This is a genomic window from Mesorhizobium sp. BR1-1-15, from assembly GCF_020165475.1.
Lineage (GTDB): Bacteria > Pseudomonadota > Alphaproteobacteria > Rhizobiales > Rhizobiaceae > Mesorhizobium.
In genome coordinates, this window is record NZ_JAIUIF010000003.1 from 300961 (window position 1) to 316235 (window position 15275).

The following is a 15275-nucleotide window of genomic DNA, read 5'->3' on the forward strand; positions in this document are numbered from 1 at the left end:
ATGCGTGGCATCACCAAGAGTTTCGGCGCCGTCAAGGCGAACGAAGCCGTCGACCTCAGCGTGGCGCCCGGCGAGATCCTCGGCTTGCTGGGCGAGAACGGCGCCGGCAAGACGACGCTGATGAACGTGCTGTTCGGCGCCTATGCGCCCGACGCCGGCGAGATCCTCATCCAGGGCCGGAAGGTGCGGATCACCAGTTCGGCCGATGCGCTGGCCGCCGGCATCGGCATGGTGCACCAGCATTTTCACCTGGCGCCACGGCTCACGGTACTGGAAAACCTGCTTATCGGCATACCAGGCAAATCCGGGCGGATCGACCGCGCCGGCGGACTGGCGCGGTTGGTTGAAATCAGCCGCCAGCACGGGCTGACACTCGATCCCAGCCTGCCGGTCTCGGCGCTGTCTGTCGGAGAGCAGCAACGTCTCGAGATCGTCAAGGCGCTGTTTCGCGGCGCAAAACTGCTGATTCTCGACGAGCCGACCGCGGTGCTTGCGCCGAGCGAAGTCGACGGGCTGTTTTCGGCCTTGCGGTCGATGGCGGCGCAGGGTCTGGGCATCATCTTCATCTCGCACAAGCTCAACGAGGTGCGCGCGCTCACCCATCGCTGCACGGTGCTGCGGCATGGCCGCGTCGCCGGCCGCGTCGACGATCCGGCCAACACCACATCGGCGGAAATGGCGCGACTGATGTGCGGCCACGAGATCGTGCCGCCGGCCAAGGGGCCATCGACGCCGGGGGCAGCGGTGCTCACTCTCGACGGCATTTCCACCTCGAGCCATTCGGGCACGCCGCTGCGCGATGTGTCGCTTTCCGTGCGCGCCGGCGAGATCCTCGGCATTGCCGGTGTCTCCGGCAATGGCCAGCGGGCACTGGCGGAGGTGATCTCGGGTGTGCGAGCCCCGGATGCCGGTCTGATGACGATTGCGGGGCAGAAAGTGTCTCGCTTCTCGCCGCGCGAGGTGCAGGCGCTGGGCCTTGGCCGCATCCCGGAAGATCGCATGACGACGGGACTGGTCACCAACTTGCCGCTCGCCGATTCCATGGTGCTGCCGCGCATTGGCACCGCCGCTTTCAGCAGCAAGGGCCTGCTCAAGCCGGATGCGATCCGCGCCTTCGCCGAGGCGCAGATCAAGGCCTATGATATCAGATGCCCCGGGCCGATGACGCGCGCCGGCGCCCTGTCCGGCGGCAATCTGCAGAAGGCGCTTTTGGCGCGCGAGCTCGCCTTCGATCCGAAGGTGCTTGTCGTTTCGCAGCCGACGCGCGGCCTCGACATCGGAGCCGCGCGCTTCATCCATGAAAAATTCCTCGACATGCGCGCCAAGGGCTGCGGCATCATCGTCATCGGCGAGGATCTGGAAGAGTTGCTCGTGCTCTGCGACCGCATCGCGGTGATGTATGAGGGCCGCATCGCCGGCACGCTTCCCAGCGCCGATGCGACGATCGCACGGCTGGGGCTGCTGATGACCGGAGCGGAGGGCCATAGCTGATGTTTCGCCTCGAAGTCCGCAGCTCGACGCCCGCCTGGTTCAACCTGGCTCTGCCGTTGCTGGCGATCGGTGCCGCGCTGGTGCTGTGCAGCGGCCTGATCGCGCTGGCCGGCGCCGGCGTGCTCGAATCCTACGGCGTTATGTTCACGGCGTCGCTCGGCGACAGCTATGCGATCACCGAAACGCTGGCGCGCGCCGCGCCCATGATCTTCACCGGGCTGGCGGTGGCTGTCGCCTTCCGCGCCAAATTCTGGAACATCGGCGCCGAAGGGCAACTGCTTGCCGGCGCGGTGGCGAGCTGCTTCGTCGGCGCGATCCCGATGCCGGGACCGCTCGCCATGCTTTTGATGGCAGTGGCAGGCGCCGCGGCCGGTGCAGCCGTCGCGCTCGTGCCGGCAACGCTGCGGGTGAAATTCAAGGTCGACGACGTCGTCAGTTCGCTGCTGCTCAATTCGGTCATCTATTACGCGCTGATGGCGCTGATCGAAGGGCCATGGAAGGATAGTTTCAGTGGCTATCCGATCTCGCCTCCGATTGAGGATTCGGCCAATTTTCCGGTGCTGATCGAGGGCACGCGGCTGCATCTCGGCGTCATCGTGGCGCTTATCGCGGCACCGCTGATCTGGTTCCTGATCGTGCGCACCACGCTCGGCTTCCGGATCCGGGTCACCGGCGAAAATCCGGAAGCGGCCAGATATGGCGGCATCAATGTCCAGCGGGTGCTGCTCTCGACGGCGTTGCTGTCCGGTGCGCTAGCCGGGCTCGCCGGCGTCGGCGAGGTTGGCGGCGTGCATTTTCAGGTGATGAGCGACATCTCGCCGGGCTACGGTTATTCCGGCATCGTCGTTGCAATGCTGGCGCGGCTCAACCCGCTCGGCGTGGTGCCGGCGGCAATCTTCCTGGCTGCCGTGATGACCGGCGCCGAGGCGATGTCGCGCGCGACCGGCGTGCCGGCCTTCCTCAGCGATGTCATCCAGGGCACGGCACTGCTTGCCATGCTGGTGGCGCTGCTGTTCACCGCCTATCGCATCCGCCGCGTCGGAGCCGCCCAATGAGCGCGGTGTTCGAACAGATCTTCCAGGTCGGCTTCTTGGCCGCCATCATCCGCATCGCCACGCCCTTGGCTTTCGCCACGCTTGGCGAAATGTTCTCCGAGCGCGCCGGCGTGCTCAATCTCGGCATCGAAGGCATCATGCTGTTGTCGGCAATGGCCGGCTTCACCGCCGCCAGCCTCAGCGGCAACCTGTGGCTGGGCGTCCTGGCGGCGGTGCTGACCGGCATGCTGATGGGGGCGCTGCATGCGCTGTTCACGGTGGCGCTGGGCTTAAGCCAGCATGTCTGCGGCATCGGCGTGACGCTGCTTGCGTCGGGTCTGGCCTATTTCCTCTACCGGCTGATCTTCGGCCAGCAATCGGTGCCGCCGAGCATCAACGGTTTTCAGACGCTGCCGATCCCGGTCCTCTCCGAGATTCCCGTGCTTGGGCCGGCGGTGTTCAACCAGTTCGCGCTGGTCTACATGGCGATCCTGGCCATCCCGATCGCCGCCTTCGTGCTCTACCGCACGCCATGGGGGCTGTCGGTGCGCATGGTCGGCGAAAACCCGCGCGCCGCCGACTCCGCCGGCGTCAGCGTCATTGTCACCCGCTTCCAGGCGGTCATTCTCGGCGGGGCGCTGATGGGGCTGGCCGGCGCCTTTCTGTCGATGGCGCAGTTCAACGCCTTCACCTTCGGCGTCGTCTCGGGGCGCGGCTGGGTGGCGATCGCCCTGGTCGTGTTCGGCCGCTGGGACCCGTGGCGCTCGGCGGGCGCCGCGCTGCTATTCGCCTTTGTCGATGCCTTGCAGTTGCGCATGCAGGCGAGTGGTCTCGGGCATATTCCCTACGAGGCGTTCCTGATGCTGCCTTTCATCTTCACCATCGTCGCCATGGCGGTGATGTCGCGCAACGCGGTGGCGCCGTCGGCGCTGCTGAAGCCGTTTCGACGGGAAGAACGATAGACGAGTAGGGCTTGGGACGAAGACCCTGGACCTTTGGGACACCTCACATCGCGGTAAAACCATTGTCGACGAACAGATGGGCCCCGTTGACGAAGCTCGATTCGTCGCTGGCGAGGTACAGCGCCGCCTTTGCCACCTCTTCCGGTTCGCCGATCCGCCCCTGCTGCGCAGCCAGCGCCGCGTCGGAGACATCGACGCCGAGCTTGCCCAGATCGGCGACCTCGCGCAGCCCATGCGGTGTGCGGATGAAGCCGGGGCAGACGGCGTTGCAGCGGATGTTGCGGTCGCGGAATTCCACGGCGATGGCGCGCGCGAACATGTGACAGGCGCCCTTGGTGGTGTCATAGAGCACTTCGTTCGGCGTCGCCGCCACCGCCGAGATCGACGAGGTGCAGACGATCGAGCCGCCGCCGGCCGCGATCATGCCGGGCAGCACGGCGCGGGTCATCAGGAACATCGAGCGCACGTTGACGGCATGCAGCCAGTCCCATTCCTGCACGCTGGTCTCCAGGAACGGCTTTATCACGATGGTGCCGGCATGATTGAACAGGACGGTAACCGCGCCGAACTTCTCGGCCGCGCCCTTCACGGCCGCCTCGACCTGCGCCTCGTCGGAAACGTCGGCGACAAAATGCTCCGCGATTTGGCCGCGCGCCCGGATCGCCGCGGCGGTGGCTGCCGCCGCTTCGCCATTGCGGTCGATGATCGCCACCTTTGCGCCTTCCGCCGCGAACAGTTCCGAGGCCGCCCCGCCCATTCCCGTCGCGCCGCCCGAAACGATGGCGACCTTGCCGGCCAGTCTTGCTCCCATTTCCTTGCTCCTCCCAAATGTCCTTTGGACGATCTCGCATTGTCGCTCTGCCGCGATGCTATCCTGCCCGCGCGGGGCAGCCAATGCACGAATGGATCGGCAAGTGAAGTGCCGTCGAGCGCCGGAAGTGAAACCGACGCTGCCATGTCCGTCGATCACGCCGATGCCGCTCTGCAGCAACTCAGCGCCAGTTCTCACGGCGCTGTTAGAAAAAAATTCTGCGCATGGCCGAAAAATAGCAATCGACAAAGTCTACAACTTTTATAGATTAACCGGCGAGACGGAGGTCGACATGTCCTATATGCAGAACACCGAGACCCGCAGCAGCGGCCAGAGGCTGGCCAATGCCCAGAGCTTCCGCCCGGCCTATGCCGGTGCTTTCGCCTATGTCGTCTTTGCCCTTGCGTTCGTGTTCACCGGGGCTGTTGTTCTGGGCCTCATTCCCTGAGCCGTGGTCCGGCCAGGCTGACGACCCACCGCCTTCAGGCAATCGGAGTTGAATGAACCGGATCCCGGTGCGCTTTCGCGTGCGCCATTGATTCGTATCTGACCGCATCCGTGATTCCAGAGATGGAGGAGATGGCAATGCCGATCGAATTCACGCATGTGCCCGGCAAGACCTATCCTGCCGATAGCGCAGTTTCCTTTTTCTACGACTTTGCCGAGACGGCGACCAGGCTGGCGCTGATCGAGGATGGCGGTTTCCGCAACCTCGTCGTCGACGATCCGGCCGGCCTGCTGACCAATATGGATCTTGCCGCCCAGGTGCTGGACCGCAGCTCGTCGCTGGAAGTGGTCCTCACCCATTGGGCCGGCGTGGTCGAACCGACCGTGGCGGCGCGGCAACTTGCCTCGATCGACGCCCGCAGCGGCGGCCGCCTGGCGCTCAGGATGATCAGCGAGCCGTTAAGCGACGACGATGCCGAAGCGCGTCCGGTCGGACACGGTGTCCTCTGGCAGCGCATCGACGAATATCTGGTTCTGTTGAAGCGGCTATGGTCGAACGAGCGGCCTTTCGACCATGAAGGCGCGTTCTACAGCATCAAGGGCGGCTATGTTCCGCGCAAGGGGCCTCATGGTGCCGACCTCGTCATCCGCATGGGCGGGCAGTCCGGCACGGCACTGAAAGTGGCCGGCCGGCATGCCGACGTCTTCGAACTGGCGCCCGGTTCGATCGACGATGTCAGGCAGTTGATGGAGCGTGTGCGCGGCGCCGCCGCCGAACATGGCCGGGCCGCCAGACTACGCTTCGCCCTTCCGGTCCGCATCCACCGGGGAATTTCCTCGGCAGGGCACAAGGCGGTCGATGTCTCCGGTCCGCCGGCCCAGGCCGCCCTGTCGCTGCTTGCTTACGCGGCTCTCGGCATCGATGAATTCATGATCGTCGGTGTCGACACGCCGCGCGAGATCGCGACAGTCGGCCGCGAGACGATCGCGCTGCTGCGCAATTCGCTGGCGCGGCGTGAAAGCGGCGAGTTCCAGCATGGGGCTTTCGCGCAGCGCACGGGACTGGAAACACGGGCAACGGGCTGAACTGCGGAGAAATTTTCCTTTCCAACCGCTCTGGCCTGCCGGAGGGTGCTATCCTGCCGTGTCTATGACGTGCGAGGCTGCTCTGCGGTACCTAATCCTTTAACGCGCCTTGTTACCCAGCCGTGACAGGCCTTCAATGACTGCACCAGAATCCGCCAGCACGCCGAAGACGCCGTCTTCGACCGTCACCATGTGAAGGGCCGCCTCATGCGCCCGTCTGTCGCCGCTGGCGCAGGCGTCAGAGATCGTCAAGCACTGGAAGTTGCGATCGCAGGCTTCGCGCAGCGTCGTGTGCACGCAGACATCCGTAGTGCATCCGCAAAACAGAAGATGCGTGATGCCTCGCGCGCGCAGCACGAGCTCGAAATCCGTATAGGTGAAGGCGCCGTTGCAGGTCTTGTCGACGATGATGTCCCGCGGCGCGACGTCGATCTCCGGAACGATCTGAAAACCCGGACCCGAACGAAGCAGGATTTCGGTGCCGTCGAGGCCGGCCCGCCTGCGGCGCCATTTCTCGTAAGGCGTCATGTCGGCCATGTCGGCCCGGTAGCCCTGCCTTGTATGGACGATGCTGACGCCCGCCTCGCGGGCAGCGGCGATCAGCCGGCTCACCGCGGGCAAGATCGCTCTCAACGGCGACGGATCATATCCCTTCCTGGCGAAGTAACCCGTCGTCGACAGGAAATCCTGCTGCAGGTCGATCACGACCAGCGCGGTGTTCTCGGCCACCAGCCTGCCGTCATAGGGAAAGTCGAAGGGTGTCGCCTTGATCATGCGCGGTTTCCTGTTTCAGCGAAGACCTTAGAGCGGTTCATCGCTTCACGGAAACGCTTCGTTGCCTGAAATTCGAAGCGGCATCAGGCGTCACGGTGTTTTGTTGATGCAAAAACTCAACTTAATTGTTGACTAGTAAAGTCATGTTTCATAGTCAACCGGGCACGGTTGCCGAAAACCGGATTGATGACATGCCCGCAGCCGTACTGGAGACGGACCTTGACCGGAACTGACACCCAGACTGCTTTCCACATAGACGCGGTGCGCTTTGCCGTGGGCGAGCGGACGCTGCTCGGTCCGGTTTCGCTCGAATTGCAGTGCGCGCGCGTCTACGGGCTGATCGGCCACAACGGGTCCGGCAAGTCGACGCTGGTCAAGCTTTTGGCGCGCCAGCAGCCGGCAAGCTCTGGCGCCATCACCTTCGCCAGGCGGCCTTTGGCCCAGTGGGGTGCGCGCGAACTGGCGCGGGCGCTTGCCTATCTGCCGCAGACGACGCCGGCGGCGACCGGCTTGACCGTGCGCGAGCTGGCGGCGCTCGGACGTTATCCCTGGCATGGCGCGCTCGGCCGCTTCGGCCAGGACGACAGACGGCATGTCGAGGAGGCGCTGGCCCTGACCGACATGGCCGGCTTTGCCGACCGGCTGGTCGACGAGCTGTCGGGCGGCGAGCGCCAGCGCGCCTGGCTCGCCATGCTGGTGGCGCAGGATGCCGGCGTCATGCTGCTCGATGAGCCTATCTCGGCGCTCGATATCGCCCATCAGGTCGAGGTGCTTGGGTTGGTCAGGGATCTCAGCCGCAAGCGCGACCTTTGCGTCGTCGTGGTGCTGCACGATCCCAACATGGCGGCGCGCTATTGCGACGAGCTGATTGCCCTGAAGGACGGCAGGCTGCTGACGCGCGGCACGCCCGGCGAAATCATGCAAGGCGATGTGCTCAAGGGCATTTTCGGGGTCGAGATGGGCGTGTTCGCGCACCCCGTCACAGGCCAGCCCGTCGGCTACGTCCAGTGACGCTTCAGCGCCACGGCGGGGGAGACCGGCGGCTGTGAGAACGAGGAAGAAGACGATGTCGAGAACCGGTTTGGTCGCAGCGCTGTTTGCATCCGCCATGCTGGCGGCCGCCAGCGCGCCGGCGCAGGAGCAGCCGGCAAGCGGCACGCCCGCCACCATTACGGCGCCAGCACCATCGCCGGCCGCGCCCGCCGCTCCCGTGGGAGCCCTAGCGCCTGCACAGCCGCAAGCCGGGGCCGGTACGGCGGCCGAGCCCTCGCCGGCGCTGAGCTTGCCGCACGATCTGTCGCCATGGGGCATGTTCATGGCTGCCGACATCATCGTCAAGGCGGTGATGATCGGGCTGGCCTTCGCCTCGCTCGTCACCTGGACGATATGGCTGGCCAAGTCGCTGGAAGTGCTTGCCGGCAAGCTTGGCGCTCGTCGCGCCGCGCGGGCCATCGGCAATGCCGCGACGCTGAAGCAGGCGAGCCGCGCGCTCGGCCGCAACGGCGGCACCGGCGCCCTGCTGGTGCGGGCGGCGGAGGAAGAATCGGCGCTTTCGGCCGGCGCGCTCGACCATGCCGGCGGCGACGGGCTGAAGGAGCGGGTCGCCTCGCGCCTGACACGCATCGAGGCGGCGGCGGCGCGACGCATGTCGCGCGGCACCGGCCTGCTGGCGACGATCGGCTCGACCGCGCCTTTCGTCGGTCTGTTCGGCACCGTATGGGGCATCATGAACGCCTTCATCGGCATTTCGCAGGCGCAGACCACCAATCTGGCGGTGGTGGCGCCGGGCATTGCCGAGGCCCTTCTCGCCACCGCAATGGGGCTCGTCGCCGCGATACCGGCCGTCGTCATCTACAACGTCTTTGCGCGCTCGATAGCCGGCTACCGGCAGATCCTCGCCGACGCCTCGGCTGGCGTCGAACGGCTGGTCAGTCGCGACCTCGATTTCCGCACGGTGGCGCCGGCAACGGCGCTGGCGGCGCAGTAGCGGGGCAAGACCATGGGCAGCCGCATCCGTCAGACCATGGACGACGATCTCGAGGAAAGCCACGAGATCAATGTCACGCCCTTCATCGACGTCATCCTGGTGCTGCTGATCATCTTCATGGTCGCAGCGCCCTTGGCGACGGTGGATGTCAATGTCGACCTGCCGGGCTCGACCGCGACGCCGGCGCCGCGGCCGGAGACGCCGCTGTTCCTGACGTTGAAGGATGACCTCTCGCTGGCGATCGGCAACGACACCGTGCCGCGCCAGGTTTTCGCCGCCACGCTTGACGGCAGGACCAAAGGCGACAAGCAGGCGCGCATCTTCCTTCGCGCCGACAAGGCGGTTGCCTATGGCGACCTGATGGAGGCGATGAACCTGCTGCGCGGCGCCGGCTACCTGAAGATCGCCCTGGTCGGCCTGGAGGCTGCGCCCGCCGGCGATGCTCCCGCAGTGGCGCCAAGCGGAGCCGCTGGTCCATGACCGGGCAAGCGGCCGCCTCGCCAACGGTGGAGCTGTCGCGCCTCGGCTGGCGCGACCTCGGCCTGTGGGCGGTTGCGGCCGCGCTGGTGCTTGGGGCGCATGTTGCGGTCGCCTATGCGGTACAGAGCTTCACTCCGGTCGACCCGGCGGATGGCGGGCCGCCGCCGGCGCTGGCCATCGAGATGGCGCCGATGGTCGCGACGCCGGCCGTGCCCGAACAAGCCGCGATGTTGGACGCCGCTGTGCCCGACCAGGCCGAGCCGGTCGAGGACACCGAAAAGGCCGCCGAAGCCGAGCCCGAGAAAATGGCCGAGCAAGCGGAGCCCGTTGCCGAGCCGGATGCAACGCCGCCTGACACGACCGAACCGACTGAAACGACGCGGGCTGAGCCGGCCGACCAGCCCCCGCTTGAAGAGATCGTCCCTGACATGGTCGAGACGGTCGCGCCTGACGTCGTCGTGCCGCTGCCGCAGCCGAAGCCGGTCGAGACGCCCAGGGAAAAGAAATCCGTCCAGGCCAAGGTGAAAAAGCCCGTCGAGAAGCCCAAGCCGAAGAAGGATAAGGCGCCGCCGCCGAAGACGGTAACCGCCGCGAGCGCGGAAGCAAAGCCCGCCGCCAGGACAGCGGCGCCGAAATCGGCGTCCGGGGCGTCCGGCGTCAGCCCGGCCAAGTGGGAATCGCGGCTGCTGTCATGGATCAAGCGGCATACGCGCTATCCGAGCGCCGCGAAATCGCGACGCTCGCAAGGCAATGCGAACGTCACCTTCACGGTGGACGCCTCAGGCCGGGTGACGTCGGCGCGCGTCGTCCGCTCCTCGGGCGATCCCGACCTCGACCGCGCCGCGCTCGCTGTGCTGCAGGGCGCCACCGTGCCGCCGCCGCCGCCGGAGCTGGGTTCGCGCGTCAGCCGCACGGCGCCATTCGTATTCAGCCTTCGGAACTGATGCATGTCGCCCAAGACTGAACCCGGTTCAGGAGAAACGACATACACGGATCAAAGCAAGGTCGAACGGTCGGCCTACCGATAGCTCATCGACAGACACAGGGCCTCGACCTGCTCGAGGTAGAAGCGGCATCTCATGCGCAGGATCCTGAGGTTCGGATCGTCGGCGCCGTTGATCTCGATGGTCTGCATCATGAAGTCGAAATGGGCATGGAAGGCATCCACCGCCCCCCAGAGACTGTCGGCGTGCCAGGTGTCGGCTATCGCCGTGGAAACCAGTTGGCGCGCTTGAAGGCGCGCCGCATCCGGCGATGCCGGCCGGCTGGCGATCAGGGCATGGAGGCGGCTGAAGACACTTTCACCGGCATCGGCGCTTTTGATGGCTGCGATCATGTTCATTTGTGGGTTCCCCTCAGGTCGTCGTGCATAAAGGCCGGTTCGGCGGGCTGCGGGCGATCATTGCAGCGATCGCGGCGACATCGGCCGGCCGGCCTTGGATGATGTTGCCTCTGCGCCCGCGTGTTCCAACCAAACCAATAGGCCATCTCGATGCGGTCAAGCCGACGGCGGCCTTCCTCAAGGACGGCAGCAGGCCTTGCCGCGCACGTCCCGGGGCACGCCATTGCGCACCGAGATGATGGCCGGATCTGGCTATGCTCTCCTCGGCTGGACGCGATTGTCTTTCGCCTGCGTCCTGGGGTGCATCGAATTGCCGCTGAGCTGCGGATGCCTCGCCGGCCGGGCGCCGCGAAGGACGTCGAAAGCCTCGGCATAAGCCATGCCCAGCAGATAGGACATCATGGGGAAACGGCTTGCTTCGGCCATCTGCACCAGCTCATTGGCCATCGACGCGATATATTGGAGACTGTCGATCTCGGACTGGCGTAGGGATTGGTTGGCCACTTGCTGCTCCTGTGATGTGGTGGAATTCAGGGGACCCCCTCACCGGGCACTCTGAACATAATCAATCGGCTAATTGATCGACCCCGCTGCCGGGCGCGGATCGGTTTCCGGGATAGACAGTGTCAAGGCGTAGATGGGCGCGTCGGTGAGCCGGTCGAGGCCGAGCAGGCGCTTGATCGCCGAGTGGCTGAGCGCCGCGGTCGGGCAGGCCGACAGGCCGTGCCTGGTCGCTGCAAGCATCATGTTCTGGCCGATATGGCCAGCTTCGATCAGCACGACACGATAGGCGTTGGCGTCCTCATACTTCCACATGGTGCGGTCGAGCCTTGCGCAGAGCAGGACCAGGCAGGGCATGGGGTCGGCCCATTCCTGTCCGCCGACCAGCTCGGAGACTTTCGGCAGGTGGTTCGCCGAAATCCTTTCAAGATCGTGTCCGACAGCCGAGTAGTGATAGACGCCGGGCTCCAGCCCTTCCACCGCCGGCGCGACCACATAGGCTTCGTAGGGGTTTCTCGCGCCGCCGGAAGGGGTCATGCCCAGCGGCAGGGCGCCAACGCAGTTGCTGGTCTCGCCGGTGATGCCCATGCCCGCGAACAGACAGTCGGAAAGCTGTTTCGCGGTGATGGTGGGCGCCGCCGCCGTTCGGTTCGTGCGACGCTGCGCCATCAGGGCAATGAGTTCATTGTCGTCCAGCGCGTCCGGCAGCCGGATGGCCGCCGCGGAATTCCTGAGCACGAGGTCGGGCTGCACGGTGTGACCGGCGCGTTCGATCTGCCGTGCCTCTGCCTGTTCGATGGTCATGAACTCGCTGTCCTGGACGCAGAAATGCATCAGCGCGGTCGGAATGCCCCAGTTCCATTGTCCCGAGAATTGGCTCTCCTGTTCGGCCAGTTGCGACCCGGCGGTCACCAGTGCGGAAAAATCGAGCAATTGGGGGATGACGGCATCCAGCTCTGATCGCGACCATCCGTGGTCCCGCGCGATCTCCGCGGCGGATGCCCATTTGTCCCAGGATGCGAGAAGACCGATCACCTCGGAACTGCATTCGAAGACGCTTCTGGTCAGGAAATTGCACGCCGTGACCTTGTTGGCGCCGGGGTAGAAGACAAGCGTTTTTGCGGAGCGCATTTTCATGATGCCGAAAGCCGAATGCAGAAATGTTATTGCGAAGGCGAGGCGCCGACGAACAACCGTCGCCGGCGCCTCGGGCAGCTCAGCGCTTGTTGTAGTGCATGCCCTGCGAAAAGAAGACGGTCTGGGTGCCTGCGGCAATCGTCAGCTTCGGAGCAGTGTTCACTTTCTTCGCCATTTTCATCCCTTCCTGACCCCCAAATGGGATCTGTTGAAAAGATCCCCAAAAACGGGATCCACGGGCGGAAGGTAAGATCGAAAGAGTTAATGGTTTGTTAAAATGGTAGTAAAACTGCATTAATCTAAATTATCTTTCTTAGCACTAAAGTACAAAAAATCGATTTTACTCACATACGGAGTAGATGACTGCCGGCATACGCTATTTCCGGATAGAGTTATTCTTATTTAGCGTAAAAGGGAAGATTCTGACGCGATCAGTCCAGCCCCTCCCGAGCGAGGCTGACCACGAGCTGGTCGAGGCTCGGGTCGTCGAGCTTGACGACGTGCGCCATGCGGATCGCCTGCCGCGGGCCGATGGATACGTCCTGCCGCATGATGACCGACACGAAGGCCGGCCCGGCTTCCGTCAGAAGCATGGCCTTGCCAATCAGTACCGGTTCCGAGATGGGAGCCCACTGCACCGAGATCAGCGATGGTTCACCGGTCTGGCGGCGATTGACGCCGCTGAAGTAGATCCAGTTCAGGCGCGAGATCGCCACGCCGTAATGATTGCCGCGCGCCCGCGCCCATGTCGTTCCCCGGCGCTCCGACCATCCGGTAACCCTTCGGAACGTCACCAGCTCGGCGTCGCGCCGCACGAAGGTCACCGACCGCATCAACAGGTCGGGGCGGGCCGGGATCGAAAAATAGGTGAAGTAGGTGCCGCCCGCGATCGACGGGGCGGGCGGCCGGATCATTTGGTTGAACAGGCTTTCGGAAATCGGTGGCAGGCCACGAACCGCAGGCTTCGGCGCGCCCGGTTCCCGGTACAATTCGGCTTCGTCGATGCGGAAATAGTCGCAGATCAGCTTGGCTGTCGCCTTGTTCGGAACGGTCTGTCCCTGAAGGTAGCGTTCGAACTGCGTGCGATTGATGCCCAGTTCCCGGCATACCGCGCTTACCGAGGCATGCTCCTTACAGAGCCGTCTGAGATTTGCAGCGAGATACTCGCGAATTGACACGTTTTGCTTCCGCGGGCGGGTTCTTCATATCGACTTCCAAATCCGTATAGCGCCGTCAGCCGCCCCCACCGAAACGCCTTGCTACAACACACAGAAAAAACTGATTTGGTAATGTCACTCTAATGGGGTGGATTCCAAAAAAAATAGCGCGATTCCATAGCGATCACCGCCATAAGTCCAATTGACAGGCGTTTGCCCCGGAAGGCTCTCGCAATCCTTCATGATGGACGGAAAAGGGCGCCAGTGTCGTGACATTTCGCACCGTAGCCACCGACGTGGGTTCGGCTGTTGCAATGCAGCGAAGAGAAGAAAACGACTATCCCGCTGGTGGAGCTGAGGGGGATCGAACCCCTGACCTCGTCATTGCGAACGACGCGCTCTCCCAGCTGAGCTACAGCCCCGTCCAGCGGATGGCGCATTTATCGGGCACGGCAGTTTTCTGTCAAGGCGACGTTTTGCCGAAATCCTGGCGGCCGAAGCCTGCCCTTGCCGGTTTCGCGCGCAATGGCTACATGTCGGCAACAATTGGAGACCGGCATGCTCGCCCTCATTCAAACAATCGTCATGGCGCTCGACCTCTATTGGTGGGTCATCATCATCTCGGCGATCTTTTCCTGGCTCTATGCCTTCAACGTCGTCAACTCGCGCAACCAGTTTGTCGGCAGCATCGGCAATATGCTCTACCGGCTGACCGAACCGGCGCTCAGGCCGATCCGACGTTTCATGCCGGACCTTGGCGGTATCGACATCTCGCCGATCATCCTGCTGCTGATCCTGTTCTTCCTCAGGCAGTTCCTGCTCACCACCGTGGCACCGCTGGTGCTGTGAACCCGATGCTCGCATGAGTGCCCCGTTCCGCATCCGCGAGAACGGCATCGAATTGTTCGTCCGGCTGACACCGAAGTCTTCCATCGACAGGTTCGAAAGCATAGAGACATCGGCTGATGGGCGAAGCCATTTGAAGGCACGGGTCCGCGCCGTGCCCGAAAACGGCGCCGCCAATCGAGCGCTGGAGAAGCTGGCCGCCAAGACGCTTGGAGTGCCGGCCTCGGCCGTTTCGGTTGTCGTCGGCGGCACGGCACGGCTCAAGACGCTGCGCGTGACGGGCGAACCCCAGGTGCTGATGCAGCGCATCGAGGCGCTCAGTGCTTCGGCCTGAAGTTCAATCGCCCAGCGGCAAACGCGGATCGTCGACCTTCAGCGTGTTCACGCTCTGCTTGATGCGGCGCAAATTCTCCAGCACCTTCGGGCCGCGCGTCTCGGCCACCGACGTGACGATCATGTCGACGATCGCCAGCAGCGCATAGCGCGACGATGTCGGCTTGTAGATGTTGCCGTCCTCGAGCGGCTGCAAATGGATGACGGTGTCGGCGGCCCTGGCCAATGCCGAGTCCGGCGCGGTGACGGCGACCGTTGTGGCGCCATATTGCTGCGCGACCTGCACCGCCTCGATGACCGACCGTGCATAGCCGGAAACCGAGAAGGCGACCAGCGTGGTGTCGGGCGTGGCCACGGCGGCGTACATGCGCTGCAATTGCCCGTCGATCTGCGCCAGCACCGGCAGGCCCAGCCTGAACAGCCGGTTCTGCATCTCGGTCGCCATCATCGAGGAAATGCCGCCGGAGCCGACACACAGCACGTTGCCTGACGTGGCAATGCGCGCGGCGACATCGACCAGCGTCGTCATGTCGAGGTTTTCGCTGGCGCGCTGGATGGCCGATATCGCCGCCTCGGTGATGGCCGATGCGATGCGCTGCTCACGGGCGTCGCGGCTCAGCGGCTCAGGCGACAGATACTGTCCGCCAATGGCGATCGCCTGCGCCAGGTAGAACTTGAAGTCGCGCAGGCCTTCGCAGCCGAGATTGCGGCAGAAGCGGGTCACCGTCGGCTCGCTGACGCCGACGCGCGCGGCGATCTCCGAGATCGCCGCCTTGGAGGCGAAATCGAGATCGGACAGGACCAGGCCCGCCAGCCGACGATCCGACTTGGTGCCGTCCTGCGACATCAGTTGCAACCGGGTGATGATGTCGGCCGGTGTCTTCATG

17 protein-coding genes, 1 tRNA gene and 1 pseudogene are annotated in these 15275 nt (G+C 64.5%); 11 read left to right on the top strand and 8 right to left on the bottom strand.

Features of this window, described 5'->3' with window-relative positions; all coding sequences use genetic code 11:
* The 3 genes and pseudogenes from LB541_RS07660 to LB541_RS07670 form a co-directional block, all read left to right on the top strand.
* Positions 1-1251: pseudogene (locus LB541_RS07660) on the top strand (ABC transporter ATP-binding protein); the annotation flags it as partial.
* Positions 1252-1490: 239 nt separating this feature from the next.
* A complete protein-coding gene (locus LB541_RS07665; RefSeq protein ID WP_224618126.1) occupies positions 1491-2546 on the top strand; it encodes an ABC transporter permease in 1056 nt (351 codons plus the stop codon).
* Entirely contained in the window at positions 2543-3487 is a 945-nt protein-coding gene (locus LB541_RS07670) for an ABC transporter permease (protein WP_224618127.1), read from the top strand. The genes LB541_RS07665 and LB541_RS07670 overlap by 4 nt, the downstream gene beginning before the upstream one ends.
* Before the next feature lie 43 nt (positions 3488-3530).
* Here LB541_RS07670 and LB541_RS07675 read toward each other — a convergent pair whose 3' ends face one another.
* A complete protein-coding gene (locus LB541_RS07675) occupies positions 3531-4298 on the bottom strand; it encodes an SDR family NAD(P)-dependent oxidoreductase (protein ID WP_140492551.1) in 768 nt (255 codons plus the stop codon).
* A gap of 292 nt (positions 4299-4590) precedes the next feature.
* Here LB541_RS07675 and LB541_RS07680 point away from each other — a divergent pair, with 292 nt between their 5' ends.
* Both LB541_RS07680 and LB541_RS07685 read left to right on the top strand, forming a co-directional pair.
* A complete protein-coding gene (locus LB541_RS07680; RefSeq protein ID WP_140492547.1) occupies positions 4591-4746 on the top strand; it encodes a hypothetical protein in 156 nt (51 codons plus the stop codon).
* A 137-nt stretch (positions 4747-4883) separates the two neighbouring features.
* Positions 4884-5831: an LLM class flavin-dependent oxidoreductase gene (locus tag LB541_RS07685; protein ID WP_140554811.1), complete on the top strand. Its 948-nt coding sequence runs from the start codon at positions 4884-4886 to the stop codon at positions 5829-5831.
* 99 nt (positions 5832-5930) lie between these two features.
* On the opposite strand, the gene LB541_RS07690 is transcribed toward LB541_RS07685, so the two are convergent.
* Positions 5931-6605 carry a cysteine hydrolase family protein gene (locus LB541_RS07690; RefSeq protein ID WP_140559240.1) on the bottom strand — a complete coding sequence of 225 codons (675 nt, stop codon included), beginning with the start codon at positions 6603-6605 and terminating at the stop codon, positions 5931-5933.
* 186 nt (positions 6606-6791) lie between these two features.
* Here LB541_RS07690 and LB541_RS07695 point away from each other — a divergent pair, with 186 nt between their 5' ends.
* From LB541_RS07695 to LB541_RS07710, 4 genes are read left to right on the top strand one after another with little or no spacing between them, the layout of a single operon-like run.
* Positions 6792-7616: an ATP-binding cassette domain-containing protein gene (locus LB541_RS07695; protein WP_140662702.1), complete on the top strand. Its 825-nt coding sequence runs from the start codon at positions 6792-6794 to the stop codon at positions 7614-7616.
* Positions 7617-7671: 55 nt separating this feature from the next.
* Positions 7672-8592 carry a tonB-system energizer ExbB gene (exbB, locus tag LB541_RS07700; protein WP_140654978.1) on the top strand — a complete coding sequence of 307 codons (921 nt, stop codon included), beginning with the start codon at positions 7672-7674 and terminating at the stop codon, positions 8590-8592.
* A gap of 12 nt (positions 8593-8604) precedes the next feature.
* A complete protein-coding gene (gene exbD / locus LB541_RS07705) occupies positions 8605-9072 on the top strand; it encodes a TonB system transport protein ExbD (RefSeq protein WP_224618129.1) in 468 nt (155 codons plus the stop codon).
* Positions 9069-10016 (top strand): energy transducer TonB, encoded by a 948-nt coding sequence (locus LB541_RS07710; RefSeq protein WP_140685394.1) that lies wholly within the window; start codon positions 9069-9071, stop codon positions 10014-10016. The genes exbD and LB541_RS07710 overlap by 4 nt, the downstream gene beginning before the upstream one ends.
* Positions 10017-10090: 74 nt before the next feature.
* Here LB541_RS07710 and LB541_RS07715 read toward each other — a convergent pair whose 3' ends face one another.
* From LB541_RS07715 to LB541_RS07735, 5 genes are all read right to left on the bottom strand, one after another.
* On the bottom strand, positions 10091-10414 hold the full coding sequence (locus LB541_RS07715; RefSeq protein WP_140685393.1) for a hypothetical protein: 324 nt from the start codon (positions 10412-10414) through the stop codon (positions 10091-10093).
* 252 nt (positions 10415-10666) lie between these two features.
* Entirely contained in the window at positions 10667-10918 is a 252-nt protein-coding gene (locus tag LB541_RS07720; protein ID WP_140513987.1) for a hypothetical protein, read from the bottom strand.
* Positions 10919-10987: 69 nt separating this feature from the next.
* Positions 10988-12046, bottom strand: a complete 1059-nt coding sequence (locus LB541_RS07725; protein WP_224618130.1) for a SagB/ThcOx family dehydrogenase — start codon at positions 12044-12046, stop codon at positions 10988-10990.
* A 437-nt stretch (positions 12047-12483) separates the two neighbouring features.
* Positions 12484-13230, bottom strand: coding sequence for a helix-turn-helix domain-containing protein (locus tag LB541_RS07730; RefSeq protein ID WP_140524635.1), 747 nt, complete (start codon positions 13228-13230; stop codon positions 12484-12486).
* A gap of 325 nt (positions 13231-13555) precedes the next feature.
* Positions 13556-13631 (bottom strand) — tRNA-Ala (locus tag LB541_RS07735).
* A gap of 136 nt (positions 13632-13767) precedes the next feature.
* Between LB541_RS07735 and LB541_RS07740 the strand changes: the two genes are divergently transcribed.
* Entirely contained in the window at positions 13768-14058 is a 291-nt protein-coding gene (locus tag LB541_RS07740) for a YggT family protein (RefSeq protein WP_140492518.1), read from the top strand.
* A gap of 13 nt (positions 14059-14071) precedes the next feature.
* A complete protein-coding gene (locus LB541_RS07745) occupies positions 14072-14389 on the top strand; it encodes a DUF167 family protein (protein WP_224618131.1) in 318 nt (105 codons plus the stop codon).
* Positions 14390-14392: 3 nt separating this feature from the next.
* On the opposite strand, the gene LB541_RS07750 is transcribed toward LB541_RS07745, so the two are convergent.
* Positions 14393-15274: a MurR/RpiR family transcriptional regulator gene (locus LB541_RS07750; protein ID WP_140492512.1), complete on the bottom strand. Its 882-nt coding sequence runs from the start codon at positions 15272-15274 to the stop codon at positions 14393-14395.
* Position 15275 lies beyond the last annotated feature (1 nt).